The 16,504-nt window shown below is 70.2% G+C and carries 14 protein-coding genes; 3 read left to right on the top strand and 11 right to left on the bottom strand.

The annotated features are described in order from the left end of the window. Nucleotides 1-32 precede the first annotated feature (32 nt). The 3 genes from AB0L37_RS32540 to AB0L37_RS32530 form a co-directional block, all read right to left on the bottom strand. A complete protein-coding gene (locus AB0L37_RS32540; protein ID WP_365513606.1) occupies nt 33-1,685 on the bottom strand; it encodes a sugar ABC transporter substrate-binding protein in 1,653 nt (550 codons plus the stop codon). Nucleotides 1,686-1,756: 71 nt separating this feature from the next. After that, nucleotides 1,757-2,647, bottom strand: coding sequence for a carbohydrate ABC transporter permease (locus AB0L37_RS32535; protein ID WP_365513603.1), 891 nt, complete (start codon nt 2,645-2,647; stop codon nt 1,757-1,759). Further along, on the bottom strand, nt 2,644-3,498 hold the full coding sequence (locus tag AB0L37_RS32530) for an ABC transporter permease subunit (RefSeq protein ID WP_365513600.1): 855 nt from the start codon (nt 3,496-3,498) through the stop codon (nt 2,644-2,646). The genes AB0L37_RS32535 and AB0L37_RS32530 overlap by 4 nt, the downstream gene beginning before the upstream one ends. A 359-nt stretch (nt 3,499-3,857) precedes the next feature. Here AB0L37_RS32530 and AB0L37_RS32525 point away from each other — a divergent pair, with 359 nt between their 5' ends. After that, nucleotides 3,858-4,829 (top strand): hydroxyacid dehydrogenase, encoded by a 972-nt coding sequence (locus AB0L37_RS32525; RefSeq protein ID WP_365513707.1) that lies wholly within the window; start codon nt 3,858-3,860, stop codon nt 4,827-4,829. 98 nt (nt 4,830-4,927) lie between these two features. Continuing rightward, nucleotides 4,928-6,895: a carbohydrate binding domain-containing protein gene (locus AB0L37_RS32520; protein ID WP_365513597.1), complete on the top strand. Its 1,968-nt coding sequence runs from the start codon at nt 4,928-4,930 to the stop codon at nt 6,893-6,895. A gap of 213 nt (nt 6,896-7,108) precedes the next feature. Here AB0L37_RS32520 and AB0L37_RS32515 read toward each other — a convergent pair whose 3' ends face one another. The 3 genes from AB0L37_RS32515 to AB0L37_RS32505 form a co-directional block, all read right to left on the bottom strand. Continuing rightward, nucleotides 7,109-9,022, bottom strand: a complete 1,914-nt coding sequence (locus AB0L37_RS32515; protein WP_365513595.1) for a S53 family peptidase — start codon at nt 9,020-9,022, stop codon at nt 7,109-7,111. 188 nt (nt 9,023-9,210) lie between these two features. Then, on the bottom strand, nt 9,211-9,840 hold the full coding sequence (locus AB0L37_RS32510) for a DUF305 domain-containing protein (RefSeq protein WP_365513593.1): 630 nt from the start codon (nt 9,838-9,840) through the stop codon (nt 9,211-9,213). Beyond that, entirely contained in the window at nt 9,837-10,523 is a 687-nt protein-coding gene (locus AB0L37_RS32505) for a DUF3105 domain-containing protein (RefSeq protein WP_365513590.1), read from the bottom strand. Before AB0L37_RS32505 ends, AB0L37_RS32510 begins: the two co-directional genes overlap by 4 nt. A 290-nt stretch (nt 10,524-10,813) precedes the next feature. On the opposite strand from AB0L37_RS32505, the gene AB0L37_RS32500 reads away from it, so the two are divergent. Beyond that, on the top strand, nt 10,814-12,175 hold the full coding sequence (locus AB0L37_RS32500) for a glutamine synthetase family protein (RefSeq protein ID WP_365513588.1): 1,362 nt from the start codon (nt 10,814-10,816) through the stop codon (nt 12,173-12,175). A 105-nt stretch (nt 12,176-12,280) separates the two neighbouring features. Here AB0L37_RS32500 and AB0L37_RS32495 read toward each other — a convergent pair whose 3' ends face one another. The 5 genes from AB0L37_RS32495 to AB0L37_RS32475 form a co-directional block, all read right to left on the bottom strand. Next, nucleotides 12,281-12,697, bottom strand: a complete 417-nt coding sequence (locus AB0L37_RS32495; RefSeq protein WP_365513585.1) for a VOC family protein — start codon at nt 12,695-12,697, stop codon at nt 12,281-12,283. Nucleotides 12,698-12,700: 3 nt separating this feature from the next. Continuing rightward, nucleotides 12,701-13,726, bottom strand: coding sequence for a TolB-like translocation protein (locus AB0L37_RS32490; RefSeq protein WP_365513582.1), 1,026 nt, complete (start codon nt 13,724-13,726; stop codon nt 12,701-12,703). Further along, complete coding sequence (locus tag AB0L37_RS32485; RefSeq protein ID WP_365513579.1) at nt 13,723-14,982, bottom strand: MFS transporter; 1,260 nt, start codon at nt 14,980-14,982, stop codon at nt 13,723-13,725. Before AB0L37_RS32485 ends, AB0L37_RS32490 begins: the two co-directional genes overlap by 4 nt. A gap of 1 nt (nt 14,983) precedes the next feature. Next, nucleotides 14,984-15,877 carry an alkaline phosphatase family protein gene (locus AB0L37_RS32480; protein WP_365513576.1) on the bottom strand — a complete coding sequence of 298 codons (894 nt, stop codon included), beginning with the start codon at nt 15,875-15,877 and terminating at the stop codon, nt 14,984-14,986. Nucleotides 15,878-16,060: 183 nt separating this feature from the next. Next, entirely contained in the window at nt 16,061-16,492 is a 432-nt protein-coding gene (locus tag AB0L37_RS32475; protein WP_365513573.1) for a VOC family protein, read from the bottom strand. Nucleotides 16,493-16,504 lie beyond the last annotated feature (12 nt).

Below are 16,504 nucleotides of genomic sequence, written 5' to 3'. Positions count from 1 at the left end.
CGTGCGTCGTGTCCGTCGGTGCGCCCCGTCCGTCAGTGCGCGGCCGCGTACTCCTTCGTGAACTCGTCGACGACCTTCTTTCCGCCCTGCGCCTGCCACTTCGCGTAGATGCCGTCCCAGTCGGAGACCTTCTTGCGGCCGGAGACCACGGCGGTGACCCCGTCGTCGATCAGCTGCTGGAGGGCCGCGCCCTGCTTGTTGTACGTGTCGGACTGGAGGCCGAAGCGGATGTTGGGCTGCATCGTGGGGACGACCTTCCGCTGCCAGGCGTGCAGCCGCTCGACGACGTCGGGGAAGCCCGGCGCGTACAGCACCTGCGGGGCGTCGCTCAGGTACGCGAACGGGACGTTCACCTTCGACTCGACCAGGCCCAGCTCGGTCGCGATCGGGTTGTTGTCCTTGTCGCGCTCGAAGTGCGTGCCCTCCAGGCCGAAGTGCGTGAGCTCGTACTCCTCGGTGCCGAACGGCGCGGCCAGGTAGTCGAGGACGCGCAGGATCAGCTTGATCCGGTCCTTGGACGCCTTCTTGATCACGGTGTAGCCGAAATTGCCCCTGCTCTGCTGGTACTTGGGGGTCACCCCGTCCGCCGTGTACGGCACGAGCGCGTCCAGGTCGAAGGCGTTCTTGATGCCCTGGGCGGCGCCCGGGTAGGCGAGGAACCCGTCGGTCATGGAGAGCACGGAGCCGTTCCAGAACTGCGTCTTGAGGTCGACCTGCGAGACCGAGGTGGCCTCCGGGTAGTACGAGCCCTGCTGCCGCAGCTTCGCCAGGTACTCCAGCATCGCCTTGAACTCGTCGGTGCCGCCGAAGTGCACCGCCTTGCCGTCCTGTACGGCGAACTCGTTCGGGGCGCCGAACCAGTTGGCGTGCGTCTTGTACCCGAAGTACGCGGTCGCGGACGCGCCCAGCGCCCACTTCTTTCCGGCGGTCGCCTCCTTGGCCATCGCCGCGAAGTCGTCGGCGGACATGCCCGCCTTGTAGCCGGCCTTCGTGAAGGCGCCGCTGTTGAAGTACAGGGTGTCCTGCGGCTTGGGCCGCTCCACCGGGACGCCGTAGATGCGGCCGGCGATCCGGCCCATGCCCTCCCACGCGTACGTCGGGATGCCCGCGAGGTTCGGGTAGTCCTTGACCGCGTCGCCGGAGAGGTACTCGGTGAGGTCGGCGCAGCGGGTCTTCACGAACTGGGCCTCGCGCGGCAGGACGTAGCCGCCCCCGATGTTGATGATGTCCGGGACGTCGTCGCCCGCGAACACCGTCGCCATCTTGGCCCGGTAGTCGGCGTCGGGGACGACGGTGAACTCGATCTCCACGCCGAGCGCCTTGTTGACCGCGGCCCAGTACTTGTTCTGCGAGGGGCCCTTGGGCGGGGTGCCGTACGTGATGGTGAGGACCTTGATCTTCTCCTTGCCGGAGCCGGGCTTCTCGGCGATCGCCTTCACCAGCTCGGCCGGGTACTTCGTGAAGCCCGCCTGCACGCCCTCGGCGGTCGCGGCGAGATCCGGCGCCGCGCCCTTGGCCGGGGTGTACGTGGGCCAGGCCGCGGCCTTCTTGCCCGCGTTGGACACGGAGCCGCCGGTGTCGCCGCCCGAGGAGCAGGCGGTGAGCAGCGACGGAGCGGCGACGGCGGCACCGCCGACGGCGATGGAACGCAGCAGGGTGCGGCGCGAGATTCCGGAAGCGGACATGGTGAAGGGCCCTTCGGCTAAAGGAAGTTGACCGGGAGTGGATGAGGGGGGGAGAGGAGCGGGGTGGGGGCTCAGCTCTTGATGGCGCCGGTGAGCACGCCCTTGGTGAAGTACTTCTGGAGGAAGGGGTAGACGACGAGGATCGGCACCACGGCGATCACGAGCACCGCCATCTGCGTCGTCTGCGGGGCGGAGACCATCCCGGCCTCGCTCAGCCCCGAGTCGGCGATCTGCGCACCCCCGATGACGTACGTGCGCAGCACCTGGGAGAGCGGCCAGTGGTCGGACTCCAGGTAGATCGACGCGGTGAACCACGAGTTCCAGTAGCTGACCGCGTAGAACAGGCCGACGACCGCGAGCGCGGCCTTCGACAGCGGCAGCGCGATCCGCCAGAACGTCGTCCAGTCCCCGGCCCCGTCGAGCCGCGCCGCCTCGTACAGCTCCTCGGGGATCCCCTGGAAGAAGCCGCGCAGCACGATCAGGTTGAAGACGTTGATGAGGACGGGTGCGACGAGCGCCGCGTACATGTTCTCCAGGCCGAGCCCCTTCACCAGCAGGAACGCCGGGATCATGCCGGGCGGGAAGAGGAACGTGAACAGGATCAGGAGCAGGACGGGCTTGCCGCCGAAGACGCCGGGGCGGCTGAGGGCGTAGGCGAGGAACGCGGTGCAGGCGAGGGAGAGCAGCGTGCCGACGGCGGTGATGCCGACGCTCACGCCGAGCGCCTTCGTCACGATGCCGCCGCTGAGGATGTTCTCGTACGCGCGCAGCGTCGGCTCCGTGGGCCACAGCACCCAGCCGCCGTTGGCGACGACCTCCTTGTTGGAGGCGAGGGAGGTGGAGACGATCACCAGGAACGGTACGAGGACGAGCGCGAGGAGCGCGAGGACGGCCAGGCCCTTGGCGGCCTGCGTGACGGGTTTCGGCTTCTCCATCCACGCGGGACGGACTGCGCTGCTCACTTGTAGACCCCCTGCTCGCCGAGCTTGTGCGCGATGCGGTTGGCGACGAAGACCAGGAGCGCGCCCACCAGGCCCTTGAAGAGTCCGGCCGCGGTGGCGTAGCCGATGTCGCCGCCGACGATGCCCTGCCAGAAGACGAAGGTGTCGAGGACCTCGCCGACCTCCGGGCCCACCGACTGCCGTTGCAGCAGCATCTGTTCGAAGCCGACGGAGAGGATGTCGCCGAGCCGCATGATCAGGAGCAGCACGACGATCGGCCGGATCGACGGCAGCGTCACGTGCCAGAAGCGGCGCCAGGGCCCCGCCCCGTCGATGGCGGCGGCCTCGTACTGCTGCTCGTCGACCTGCATCAGCGCGGCGAGGAAGATGATCGTGCCCCAGCCGGCGTCCTTCCAGATCACCTCGGCGACGACGAGCGGCCGGTAGGCGTCCGGGTTGCCGATGATGTCGACGGTGTGCAGGCCGCTGTCGCCCAGGAAGCTGTTCAACATGCCCGTGTCGGACAGGACTTGCTGGAACAGGGCGACGACGATCACCCACGACAGGAAGTGCGGCAGGTAGACCACGGACTGCACGAAGCGGCGCAGCAGGTCCGAGGTCAGGCTGTGTAGGAGCAGCGCGATCGCGAGCGGCACCGGGAAGTAGAACACCAGCTGGAGCACGGCGATGTAGAGCGTGTTCCACGTCGCGTGCCAGAAGTCCGCGTCGCCGAACATCCGGCTGAAGTTGCCGAACCCGACCCAGGGGCTGCCCCACAGCCCGGCGAACGGGTCGTACTCCTTGAACGCCACCGCGTTGCCGAGGAAGGCGCCGTAGTGGAAGACCAGGAAGTACGCGAGGCCCGGAAGCATGAGCAGCAACAGGGTTCTGCTGCTCCGAAACCGTTTCCACTTCGTATCTCGCCGAGCTATGTGGGCAGTTGCCCCGTTTTGCGGCCCACCGGAGGGCTCCACCGCCCCGGTATCGGGCCTTTCCTTCGCCACCGTGGGCACGGAAACCCCTCCGTCGTTGGAACAAGGTGAGCGGAATCTAAAACGGTTGCATCGGGCGGTCAACCCCCTTGGTCCTGTGTTCTCTTGACCACTGAGGCGCCGCAGCCCTAGCCTCCGGGGTACTTCGTGTAACCGGTTTCAGTGATGAAGCTTCAGTAAGGTTCAGTGATGAAGGGTGGGAGCGCGTGACGGCGGACCGGCCGACAGCGGTACTGGCCATGGGGGCCCAGGTGGTGGAGCGGGTCTTCCCGCCCGAGCTGCGCGAACGACTTGCCCGGAGTGTCGAGCTGGCGGGCCCGCCGCTGACGGGACCGCTCGACGGGCCGGACGCGGCGCGGGCCCTGGGCGCGGCGGAAGTGCTCGTCACCGGCTGGGACTGCCCGCCGCTCACCGCCCAAGTCCTCGCCCGGGCACCCGCGTTGAGGGCGGTGATCCATGCCGCCGGGTCGGTCAGGCCCATCGTCACGGACGCGGTGTGGGAGCGCGGGCTGCTCGTCTCCTCGGCCGCCGACGCGAACGCGGGCCCGGTCGTCGCCTTCACCCTCGCCGCGGTCACCTTCGCGGCGAAGGGCGCGCTCGCCACCGCCGCCGGGTACGCACGGGCCTGGCCCCGCTTCACGGAGCGGGACGGCGCGGACGGGCGGGTCGTCGGGGTGATCGGTGCCTCGCGGATCGGGCGCCGGGTGATCGAGGCGCTGCGCGCCGACCCGGCGGGATACCGGGTGCTGCTGTGCGACCCGTTCGTCGACGCGGGCGGCGCGGCACGCCTCGGGGTGGAACTCGTGGACCTCGCCGAGCTGTGCCGGCGCAGTTCGGTGGTCAGTGTGCACGCGCCCGAACTGCCCGCGACCCGGGGCATGTTGAGCGCGCGGATGCTGCGGCTCATCCCGGACGGCGGCACGGTGATCAACACGGCGCGGGGTTCGCTGGTCGACACGGACGCGCTGGCCGCGGAGTGCGGCACGGGACGCCTGTCGGCCTACCTGGACGTCACGACCCCGGAACCGCTGCCCGCGGGGCATCCGCTGCTCACCCTGCCGAACGTGCTGGTGACCCCGCACATCGCCGGGGCCCAGGGCAGCGAGGTGCGGCGGCTCGGCGTGTACGCGGTCGAGGAGGTCGAGCGGTACGTGTCCGGGCGGGAGCCGGCCGGGCGGGTCGACCGGGGGGATCTGTTGCGGGTCGCGTGAGTACGCGTAGGGGCACGAGCACGAGTACGCGCGTGACCAGGAGTGAGCGCAAGTAGCGAGACATTGCTGGAAGTTGTCATGAGGAGTGAGGAGCACCCATGAGTCGCATCCGCACCACCAGACCGCTGCGCGGGCTCGCCGCGTGCGCCGCGGGGATCGCGCTGGCCCTGACGGGTCTCGCGGGCCCGGCGTCCGCGCGGGCCTCCGGCACCGACACCTACGTCGACTGCTCGGCCACGGCCGCGGGGAACGGCAGCTCAGCCGCCCCCTTCAACAGCCTTGCCGCCGTGAACGCCGTGGACTTCGGCCCCGGCGACCGCGTCCTCTTCAAGCGCGGCGCCACCTGCCGGGGCCAGTTCGCGCCGCACGGCTCGGGCGCGGCGGGCACGCCGGTGCGCGTCGCCCCGTACGGCACGGGCAGCGCGCGCCCCGTCATCGCGGGCGGCGGCGCCGTCTACGCGGGCATCCACCTCCTGAACGTCGAGCAGTGGGAGATCCGCGGCCTCGAAGTCACGAACCAGGGCGCCACGGACGCCGAACGCAACGGCATCCTGGTCGAGCTGGCCGACCACGGCACCGGCACCCACTACGTCCTCGACGACGTCTACGTCCACGACGTCAACGGCGGCGACACCAAGAACAGCAACGGCATCCAGTTCCGCGTCTCCGGCACCACGACCCCGACCCGCTTCGACGACGTCCTCGTCCAGAACAGCGAGATCCGCAAGGTCGACCGCGAGGGCCTGACCACCATGTCGTCGTGGAACTGCCGCACCATCTACGGCTGTTCATCGGGCCCGGCGTGGACGGCGAACACGAACGTCGTCTTCCGCGGCAACGAGATCCACGACATCGGCGGCGACGGCATGGTCGTCCGCGTCACCCGCGACGCGCTGGTCGAGCACAACGAGGGCTACGACATCTGGATGCGCTCGGCGGGCAACAACGCCGGCTTCTGGACCATCAACAGCGACCGCACCGTCTTCCAGTACAACGAGGTCCACCACGTCCGCAGGCCGGGCCTCAACGACGGCATGGCCTTCGACGCCGACTTCGGCACCCGGGGCGCGATCTTCCAGTACAACTACACGCACGACAACGAGGGCGGCTTCCTGCTGCTGTGCGGGGCGTGCGGCTCGGGCGCGAACACGGCGGGCACCGTGGCCCGTCACAACGTCTCCGTCAACGACGGCTCGCGCATCCTGTACGCGGTCGGCGACGCGGGCGCGCACCTGTACAACAACGTCTTCGCGCTGCCGCAGGGCGGCACGACAGCGGTCGTCGAGGACGGCGGCGGCACGTCCACCACTCTGTGGAGCAACAACATCATCCTCAACCGGGGCAGCGGCGGCTGGGGCGGCTCCGGCTACACGGCCGCCGACCACACCTGGCGCGACAACGTGATCCACGGCAACCACCCGGCCTCCGAGCCCGCCGACCCCGGCAAGATCACGGCCGACCCGCGGCTGACGGACGCCACGTCCACCGACCCGCTCGACTACCGGCCGGGCACCGGCTCGCCCGCCCTCGCCCGGGGCCTCGCCACGCCCGACAACGGCGGCCACGACTACGCGGGCGCCGCGACCCCGGCCGCCTGCCGCCCCGACATCGGCGCGTTCCAGGTCTCGGCGTTCGACGACGCGGCCTGCGCGGGGACGAACCTCGTCGCCAACGGCGGCTTCGAGTCCGGGACCACGGCGCCCTGGACCGGTTCGACGAGCCTCACGGCCGACACCACGTCGCCGCACGCGGGTGGTTACGCGGCCCGCCTCACCGGGTCCCCCGCCTCCGCCGAGCAGATCGTCACCGTGCAGCCGAACACGACGTACGTCCTGTCCGGCTGGGGCCGCGTCGACTCCTACGACACCCAACTCGCCCTGGGCGCCAAGAACTTCGGCGGCACGGAGACGCGGGCCCCGGTCTTCTCCGGCACGCAGTGGCGGGGCGGGTCCATCTCGTTCACCACGGGGGCGAGTGCGACGCGGGCCACGGTGTACTGCTATGCGCGGGCCGGGGCGGGGCGTTCCTGGTGCGACGACCTCCGGTTGGTGCGGGAGGCGCCTTGATCTGCCGGGTTCGCTAGGTGGGGCGGCTGCGGGTCCGGTGGGGGTCACCCGCGCAGTTCCCCGCGCCCCTGAAATGCAGACGCTTCGCGTCGCATTTCCCCGATGGGACGCGCCCCTGAGATGGCGCACGAAGTGCGCATCTCAGGGGCGCGGGGAACTGCGCGACCAGCCACGACGCACGCCGCAGCCGCCACTCAACAGAAACCCGGCAGATCAGTGGCGCCGGAACGACGACACGTACCCCGGCGCCGGCGACCCGACCCCGGTGACGTCGTCGTAGCCCCGAACCGCCTTCAGCGAAGCGTCCTTACCCAGGCTGCGAACCGACGTGAGCAGCCCCTCCGACGCGTCGTAGGAGTTCGCGAAGTCCACCCGGGCCACGGCGAGATCCGTCCCGGTCGGCTTGTCCGTCACGTCGTGGTACAGCGGCGACCCGTAACGGGCGTAGATCGCCGGGTTCGCGAAGCCCAGCGGAGCGCCCCCGCGGGTCTGCTGCGCCAGCGCCTGCACGCCCGCGATCACCGGCGCCGCCAGCGACGTACCACCGATGCGGTACTCGTCGTAGGCCTGCGACCCGTCGGGCAGCGTCTGCGTCTGGCCCACCAGGAAACCGGTGTTGGGGTCACCGACGGCCGCGATGTCCGGCACGACACGGTTCACGCCGCCGTTGGCCGTGGCCAGCGCGTTGGGCACGACACCCTTCTGGTAGAAGGGCTGCGCGACGGTCTTGCTGGTGCCGCCGCCCGCACCGGAGGTGTACGCGCCCGGGAAGCCGGTCCAACTGGTGCCGTCCGCCGACAGGTTGGCCTTCAGGGTGCCCCAGCCGGTCTCCCACTTGTACGTGTCGCCCTTGCCGACAGCGAGGGACGTACCGCCGACGGCGGTCACCCAGGCGGAGTTGGCGGGCGTGTCGACCTGCTTGGTGCCGGTCGAGGCGACGTTGTCGCCGTTGTCGCCGGAGGAGAAGTAGAAGCCGATGCCCTCGACGGCGCCGAGCTGGAACACCTGGTCGTAGGCGGCCGCCAGTTCGGGCGTCTGGTTCGCCTCGATGTCGCCCCACGAGTTGGAGACGATGTCGGCGAGGTGCTTGTCGACGACCTTGTTGAGGGAGTCGAGCAGATCGTCGTCGTAGCAGGACGACGCGCCCACGTACGTGATGCCTGCCTGCGGCGCCACCGCGTGCACGGCCTCGACGTCGAGGGTCTCCTCGCCGTACCAGCCGGCCGCGCCGCACTCCTCGGTCTTCGTGTACTTCTTCGGCAGGACCTGCTTCAACTGGCCCTTGGCGTACGGCGCGTCACCGTGCTTGGCCGCGTACACCGCCGCGTCCTTGGCGATGGTCGGAGAGGCGTACGCGTCGGTGATCGCGACCCGCACCCCCTTGCCGGTGGCCCTGCCCGCACCGTAGGCGGCGCGCAGCTGCTTGCCGGTGTAGCCCTTGATGGCATACGGGACCTTCGTGCCGTAGGCGTCGGGCAGCGTCGTCGCGACGTTCGAGCCGTAGTACGAGGAGAACGGACCGGAGTTGCGGAACACGGCGTCCGGCGGCGGGAGTTGGTCCTGCTTCGTCGCCTTGTGCGGGGCGCTGTCCAGGCCGGTGACGGTCAGCACGGCGCCGTCGAGCGAGGCCGGGACGGAGGCCGCGGCGGACGGGGCGCGGTAGGTGTGGCTGCCCTTGGTGTAGTTGTGCAGCTGCGTACCGAACGCCTTCTCCGCCGCCGCCACGTCACCGGAGACGGATATGTAGTGGGCGGTGGTGCCGGTGACCGTCAGGCCCGAGGCCTTCAGCCACGCGGTGACCTCGGCCACCTGCTCCTTCGTGGCGCCGAAGCGCTCCTGCGCCTGCTTGGCCGTCAGGTACTTGCCGTACGAGGCGGAGGACGGGTCGGAGACGGCCTTGGCGTAGGCGGCGAGCCCCTTGGCGTCGCGCCCCGCGAGGTAGACGCGGGCCTGGACGGTGCTGCCGTTCGCGGTGGAACCCTGGTCGGCGGCGCCCGTGGCCCACAGCGGCTTGGTGCCGGCGAGGGTGTCGCGCGCCGCACCGGCGTCGGCCTGGGCGCCCGGAGCGGCGAGGACGAGAGCACCGGCAAGGAGCGGGAGTGTTGCTGCGATGCGGATGGATCTCATGAGTGGAACCCCCTGGGTGAGGTGCACGTGTAATGCACACGCAGAGGGCCCACTCTCGTCAGGAACCGTTCACGCCGGGGGAATGGGACGATCAAGAAGCCGTCAAGTCGGATCGACAACAGTCTCAAGTGCGGCCGGAATCAACCAATTTGAGAACCTGAGGGGCTTGAGAAGCCCACGCGCATTCGCTACGGCTTGGCGCCCCGCTCCTTCAGCATCCCCGTCATCAGATCGATCTCCGACTGCTGCGACGCCACCATCCCGCGGGCAAGGCGCCGTTCGGCCCCCACCTCGCACCGCCGCACACAGCCCTCGGCCATGTGCACGCCGCCCTTGTGGTGCGCGATCATCAGCCGCAGGAACATCACCTCGGCCTGCTTGCCGCTCGCCGAACGCAGCGCTTCCAACTGCGTGTCGGTCGCCATCCCCGGCATCAGCGCGCCGTCCTCACCGGCCGGGGCGTCCGCCATCCCCATCCATGCCATCGGCGGCTTCGCCGACACCTTCGGCAGCTCCCACAGATCGAGCCAGCCGAGCAGCATCCCGCGCTGGTTGGCCTGCGTCTGCGCGATGTCGTAGGCGAGGCGGCGGACCTCCTCGTCCTTCGTGCGGTCACGCACGATGTACGCCATCTCGACGGCCTGCTGGTGATGGACGGCCATGTCCCGGGCGAACCCGGCGTCCGCGGACTCCGCCGCCGGCACCGTCAGATCGTTCGGCCCGCCGTCCCCGTCGGCGACGGCGTAGGTGACCGCGCCGCCCGCGACGATCACCGCCGCGCAGGCCGAGACCAGCCACCCGGTCGTACGACGCCTCACTGCGACAGGCCCTGCGTGCAGGCCGCGCCCGGCTCGGGGGTCTGCCGGCCCTGCACGAACGTGGCGAAGAAGGAGGCGACCGCGGGGTCCGACGCGCTCTTCACGGTCCGCTGGTGGCCCCACGCGCTGAGCATGATCGGGTCCTTCTGGTCCGCGACCGGGCTCATCAGCGAGTACGGCGTCTTCTTCACCTTGGCGGCGAGCGCCTTCACGTCGGCGTCGGAGGCCTTGTCGTTGTACGTCACCCAGACCGCGCCGTGCTCGAGGGAGTGCACGGCGTTCTCGTCGGCGACGGGCTTTTCGTATACGTCGCCGTTGCAGTTCATCCAGACCTGGTTGTGGTCGCCGCCCACCGGCGGGTTCATCGGGTAGGTGACGTCCTTCGCGACGTGGTTGCGGGCGAGCTTGCCGCTCCAGGTGCCGACGCCGTCCTTGTCGTACGAGAAGTGCCCGGACCCGGAGGCGGCGGCCTTGGAGTCGCTCGTGCCGGACGCGGAGTCGTCGTCGCCCTTCGTCACGGCCCACGCGCCGACGCCGACCAGCGCCGCCACGACGACCGCGCTCACGGCCACGACCGTGATCCGGCCGCGCCGCTCACGGGCGCGCTCGGCCCGGCGCATCTCCTCTATGCGGTCCTTGCGGGACGCGGTGGACGTGTTCTTCGCGTTCTTCGCGGAACCCATGGAGTGTCCTTCTGGCGACGGACCGCAACGGCCGGTGACGGATGAGGCAGGCGAGCCCGCTGATCGTAGTGCGGAAAACGGGGCGGGGGGAGGTGGTGTCCCGGCCGCTGCGCACGGCAGGCACTATGGCCGGAAGGGGTGCAGCAGGCACTATGAACACAACACCGGCCGGTCAAGGATGATCAAGGTCGGCAACGCGCACGAAACCGGCGTGTGGTGGGATGTGACCAGGCCTGATCGGCGGCATGGGAGCAGGCGGCCTGACCAGCAAGGATGGGTGGAAGCGGAAGATGGACAAGCAGCAGGAATTCGTGCTCCGGACCCTGGAGGAGCGCGACATCCGGTTCGTACGTCTGTGGTTCACGGACGTGCTGGGCTTCCTCAAGTCGGTGGCCGTGGCCCCGGCCGAGCTGGAGCAGGCCTTCGACGAGGGCATCGGTTTCGACGGCTCGGCGATCGAGGGCTTCGCCCGGGTCTACGAGTCCGACATGATCGCGAAGCCGGACCCGGGCACGTTCCAGGTCCTGCCGTGGCGCGCGGAGGCCCCCGGTACCGCCCGCATGTTCTGCGACATCCTGATGCCCGACGGCTCCCCGTCCTTCGCCGACCCGCGCTACGTGCTGAAGCGCGCCCTGGCCAAGACCTCCGACCTCGGCTTCACCTTCTACACCCACCCCGAGATCGAGTTCTTCCTCCTCAAGGACAAGCCGCTCGACGGCTCGCGCCCCACCCCCGCCGACAACTCCGGCTACTTCGACCACACCCCGCAGAACGTGGGCATGGACTTCCGCCGCCAGGCGATCACCATGCTCGAATCCATGGGCATCTCGGTCGAGTTCTCCCACCACGAGGGCGCCCCGGGTCAGCAGGAGATCGACCTCCGCTACGCCGACGCGCTCTCCACGGCGGACAACATCATGACGTTCCGCCTGGTCATGAAGCAGGTCGCCCTCGAACAGGGCGTCCAGGCCACCTTCATGCCGAAGCCGTTCTCCGAGCACCCCGGCTCGGGCATGCACACCCACCTCTCCCTCTTCGAGGGCGACCGCAACGCCTTCTACGAGTCGGGCTCCGAGTACCAACTCTCCAAGGTGGGCCGCTCGTTCATCGCCGGCCTGCTGAAGCACGCCGCCGAGATCTCCGCGGTCACCAACCAGTGGGTCAACTCCTACAAGCGCATCTGGGGCGGCTCCGAGCGCACCGCCGGCGCCGGCGGCGAGGCCCCCTCGTACATCTGCTGGGGCCACAACAACCGCTCGGCCCTCATCCGTGTCCCGATGTACAAGCCCGGCAAGACCGGCTCGGCCCGCGTCGAGGTCCGCTCCATCGACTCCGGCGCCAACCCGTACCTCACCTACGCGGTCCTCCTCGCCGCCGGCCTCAAGGGCATCGAAGAGGGTTACGAGCTCCCCCCGGGCGCCGACGACGACGTCTGGGCCCTCTCCGACGCCGAACGCCGCGCCATGGGCATCGAGCCCCTCCCGCAGAACCTCGGCGAGGCCATCGCCCTGATGGAGCGCTCGGAACTGGTCGCGGAGACCCTCGGCGAGCACGTCTACGACTTCTTCCTCCGCAACAAGAAGCAGGAGTGGGAGGAGTACCGCAGCGAGGTCACGGCCTTCGAGCTCCGCAAGAACCTCCCGGTTCTGTAGCCCCGCAAGGGGCGCTGCGCGCTCAGCCACGAAAAAGCCGCAGTCGCGTCTGCTCGGTCATGAGCAGACGCGACTGCGGCTTTTCTGGCCTGAGGGCCCGAGCCCCTACAACGCGTCCCGCAACGGAGTAGTCGCCCGTTTCCGGTATTCCTGGATGGCCCACCCGTTGCCGTCCGGGTCCGTGAAGTGCATGAACGTGCCGCCGTCGTCCGGTCCGAAGGACACCGGTTCCGAGATGTCCAGGCCGCGGGCGGTCAGCTCGTCGCGGGCCGCCTTGATGTCCGCCACGACGAGCTGCATGCCGTGGTACGTGCCGGGGGACGGGGTCCCCGTCGGGATCGGGTTGCCGGTGAAGAGGACGATCGAGCAGCCCGAGCCGGGTGGCGTGAGCTGCACGATGCGGGCGCCCGGCATCACCTCGCGGTCCACGTCGCAGCGGAAGCCGACCTTGTCGACGTAGAAGGCCTTGGCGCGGTCGACGTCGGAGACGGGCAGGGGGATGACTTCCAGGGTCATGTCCATCGGTCAAAGGTAGGCGGGGGACACCGCCGCCGTAAGGAGGCGGCGCGGGGTTCCTGTTCCGTCGGCCGGGACCGTGTACAGATCGGCGCCGTAGTCGCCGGGCAGCGCGTACGTGAGGTGGCGGGCATCGCTCCACACCGCCTGATCGTCGACGCTGCGCGTCTCCGTCAGCGGCGTCTCCCGCATGGTGGCCAGGTCCAGTACGTACAGGCGCCAGGGCGCGTCGGCGGGGAGTCCCGGTACCCGCTTCTTGTACGCGATGCGGGTGCCGTCGGGGGAGAGGGAAGGGCACTCGACGTTGGCGTGGAGCGTGGTGACCGTCTGCGTGCGCAGGTCGCCGCGGACCAGGTACGTCCTGCCGCCGGTCGCCAGCGTCGCGTAGAAGTGGCGGTCGTCCGAGCGGAACGTCACACCCCAGAAGTTGACGTCCGCGGCCCGGTAGCGCCGGCCGTCCTTGACGATGCGGTACGACTCCAGGGTCGGCGTCAGTGTTCCGGTGCGGGTGTCGACGATCGCCGTACGCGTCGAGAAGTTCGTGCCCGCGTAACTGTCCCCGCCGACGAACGCCGTCCACGCCGCGTACCGCCCGCTCGGCGACACCCGTGCGCGGGACGGGATGCCGGGCACCGGATAGCGGGCCTTCGCGTGGAGCGAGGCGTCGAGGACCGTGGCCCGGTACGTGTCCGACAGTGCCCCGTGGACCGCCTGGAGGCAGATGCCCGTTCCTGAACTCGCGTAGAAGCGGAGGCATTTGAGGCCGGTGGATGTCGTGGTGCGGGTGGCCGAGGGTGCAGTCGGTGAGGTCGTCGCCAGTTCGTCTCGGTGCGGGCCCCAGGCCATGTTGCGGAATATCAAGTGCCGGACGCCGGAGGTGAGTTGGACTCGGCCTGTGGTGACCCGGGGGCCGCCGGGGGCGGCCTGGTCGCGGTGGTCGGCGCGGGCCGACGCGTGCAGCACGGCGGCGGTCGCCACCGCCGCGAGGGCGAGCACCGCGGCCAGGAGGATCGTGAACTTGCCGCGCGTCGTCATGCGTTCACTTCCGTGGTACGGGGATGGGGGCGCAGCCCGTACGCGACCAGGGCGCACACGGCGAGCAGGACGGCGGCGACGGCGAGGGCCGTGCGGTCGCCCCACGCGGTCCACGCCGCGCCGAACCCGAGCGAGCAGCCGAACCGGGCCGCCGCCTGCCCGGTCTGCACGACCGCGAGGCCCGACGAGCGTCGCGCCTCGGACAGGCCCGCCGAGGCGGCCGCCATCAGGACGCCGTCGGTCGCCGCGTAGAACGTGCCGTGCAGGAGCAGCACGGCATAGGGGAGCCACGCGGTGTGCGCGTGGGTGAGCAGAAGCCCGTACACGGCGAGCAGGGCGACATGCCCGCCGAGGAAGACGGGCCAGGCGCCGACCCGGTCGGAAAGGCGGCCCAGCGGGGCGGCGAGCAGCAGGAACGCGGCCGCCGTGCCGAGCGGAAGGAGTGCGAACCACCGTTCGGGGACGCCCAGTTGGCGCTGGAGGATCAGGTAGACGAAGGCGTCGCTGACGGTCGCGAGGCCGAGCAGCGTGGCGCACAGCGTGATGCGGAGCAGCGCCGGGGACGGGCGGCCGTGTCGCCGCGCAGGCGGGGGCGTCGTCGTCGGCCGTGCGCCGCGCGGGACGAACAGGACGAGGACGAGCACGCCGAGCGCCGCCACGCAGAAACTGACCGTGAACACCGCGTCGTACCCGTCCACGGTCCGGCGCAGGATCAGGAACGCCGCCAGCGGTCCGAGCAGCGCCCCCGCCGTGTCCATCGCCCGGTGCACCCCGAACGCCCGGCCGCGCGCCTCGGGCGTGCTCGACAGGGAGATCAGCGCGTCGCGCGGAGCGGTGCGCAGGCCCTTGCCGGTGCGGTCCGCCGCGAGCACCGCGCCGATCGACGGCACTGAACTCGCAAGGAGCAGAAGGGGTTTGCACAGCGCCGACAGCCCGTAACCGAGCACCGCCACCGTCTTGTGCCGCCCGCCCCCGCCGTCCGCGAACCGGCCGCCGGCCAGCCGCACCAGCGCCGAGAAGCCGTTGTGGACGCCGTCCAGGAGGCCGAAGCCGAGCGGGCTCAGGCCGAGCCCCGCGACCAGGTACAGCGGCAGCACCGCCGTGACCATCTCCGACGACACATCGGTGATCAGACTGACCGTGCCGAGCGCGAACACGGTGGAACCCACGGCGCGCCGCCGCCCGGCACCGGGCCGGGTGGCGGGCTCCGCGGACGTCGGCGCCGGCGCTGCGGCGCGGCTGTCCGCTACGTACATGTCACGAGGTCCAGACGCCGGTGATGTCCTTGGCCGACGCCGCGTTGCCCGCGTGCGTCGTCAGACCGTGCATGTCCTCGATCGTGCGCAGCAGGTCGTAGTGGTTGTACGTGGTCGAGGACGTCGAGCCGGGCGTGACCTGCTGCCCGTACAGGACGGTCGGGATCTTGTTGCCGCTGAGCCGGTTGTCCTCGTCGAACGTGACGACCAGCAGGCTGTTGTGCGTCTTGGCCCAACTCGCGTACGCGCTCAGCTTGTTCTTCAGCCAGGTGTCGCCGGTCGACACCGAGCAGTCGTGCATGTCGCTGCACAGGTCGGGCACGACGAAGGAGACCTGGGGGAGCGTGGAGTAGTCCGTCGGGAACTGGGCGAAGGTCTTCGCAGACGACGTCGGTACGTTGCTGAACCCGAACCACGGATTGTGCTTGCGGGCGTAGTCGCCGGACGAGCAGGTGGTCGAACCCTGGCTCGGCAGGCCCTCGTTGTAGCTGCCCCACGTCGTGCCGGCGGCGATCAGCTCCGAGGCCAGGTTCGGGGCGGAGGAGAAGCCGGGCGTGTAGCAGCTGTCGTCGGTGATGCCCTGGGTGGAGCCGGAGAACAGGGCGAAGTAGTTCGGCTGGCTGGGGTGCGTCTCGGCGTACGAGGCCGTGAGGTTGGCGCCGCCGGTGCGCAGGCTGTTGATGTAGGGGGCGCTGGACGAGCCGATGACCTGGCTGTACGCGTGGTTCTCGAAGACCACGACGACCGTGTGGTCGGGGGTGGGGACACTCGCCGCGGCGTGCGCGGGGGAGGTGCCGGTGAGCGCGAGCCAGCTGCCGGTGGCGGCCGCCGCGAGGGCCAGCGTCGAGGCGACGGCCTTGCCGCGGACGCGAGCGAGGAGTGAGCTGCCGGGCACGTGTGACCTCCGATGTGGGGGAGCTTGGCGTGTGCAGGCAGAGCATGCACACGCCAAGAACGCTCCGTGTCACGTCGTCCGGGACCACCGGGTGAAGCGTGGGTGAACGCTTCCCGCTACGGGCTAACGGCTACCGCTTCCCGCTACCGGCCACCGCTTCCGGCTACCGGCCACCGTTTCCCCCTACCGCTCCGCCAGCGGCGACGGCGCCTCCTGCACCGTCCAGCCGTTGCCGTCCGGGTCCTGGAAGAACATGAAGGAGTTCCAGGCCTCCCCGGGACCCTCCTCCCAGCCGCCCGCGCCCGCGTGCTGCACCGCGCTCACCTCGACGCCCCGCCCCACCAGCTCCTCACGGGCCGCCGCGATGTCGGTCACGCACACCTGGAGCCCGGTCAGCGACCCCGGCTCCATCGGCGGCCGGCCGGGAGCGCCGGGCAGGCCCTCGGTCAGCGCGATGGAGCAGCGCGAACCCGGCGGTGTCAGCTGCACGATGCGGATGCCCGGCGCGACGCGGCTGTCCAGGTCGACCTTGAAGCCCACCCGGTCGGCGTAGAACTCCTTGGCACGGTCCACGTCGGAGACGGGGACCACGATCACTTCGAGGGTCCATTCCACGGCTCGCCCCTT

Origin of the sequence: Streptomyces sp. NPDC052225, from assembly GCF_040679615.1 — a bacterium.
Lineage (GTDB): Bacteria > Actinomycetota > Actinomycetes > Streptomycetales > Streptomycetaceae > Streptomyces.
Note: the sequence above shows the minus strand (reverse complement) of the source record. Positions and strands in the feature narration are given on the sequence as shown.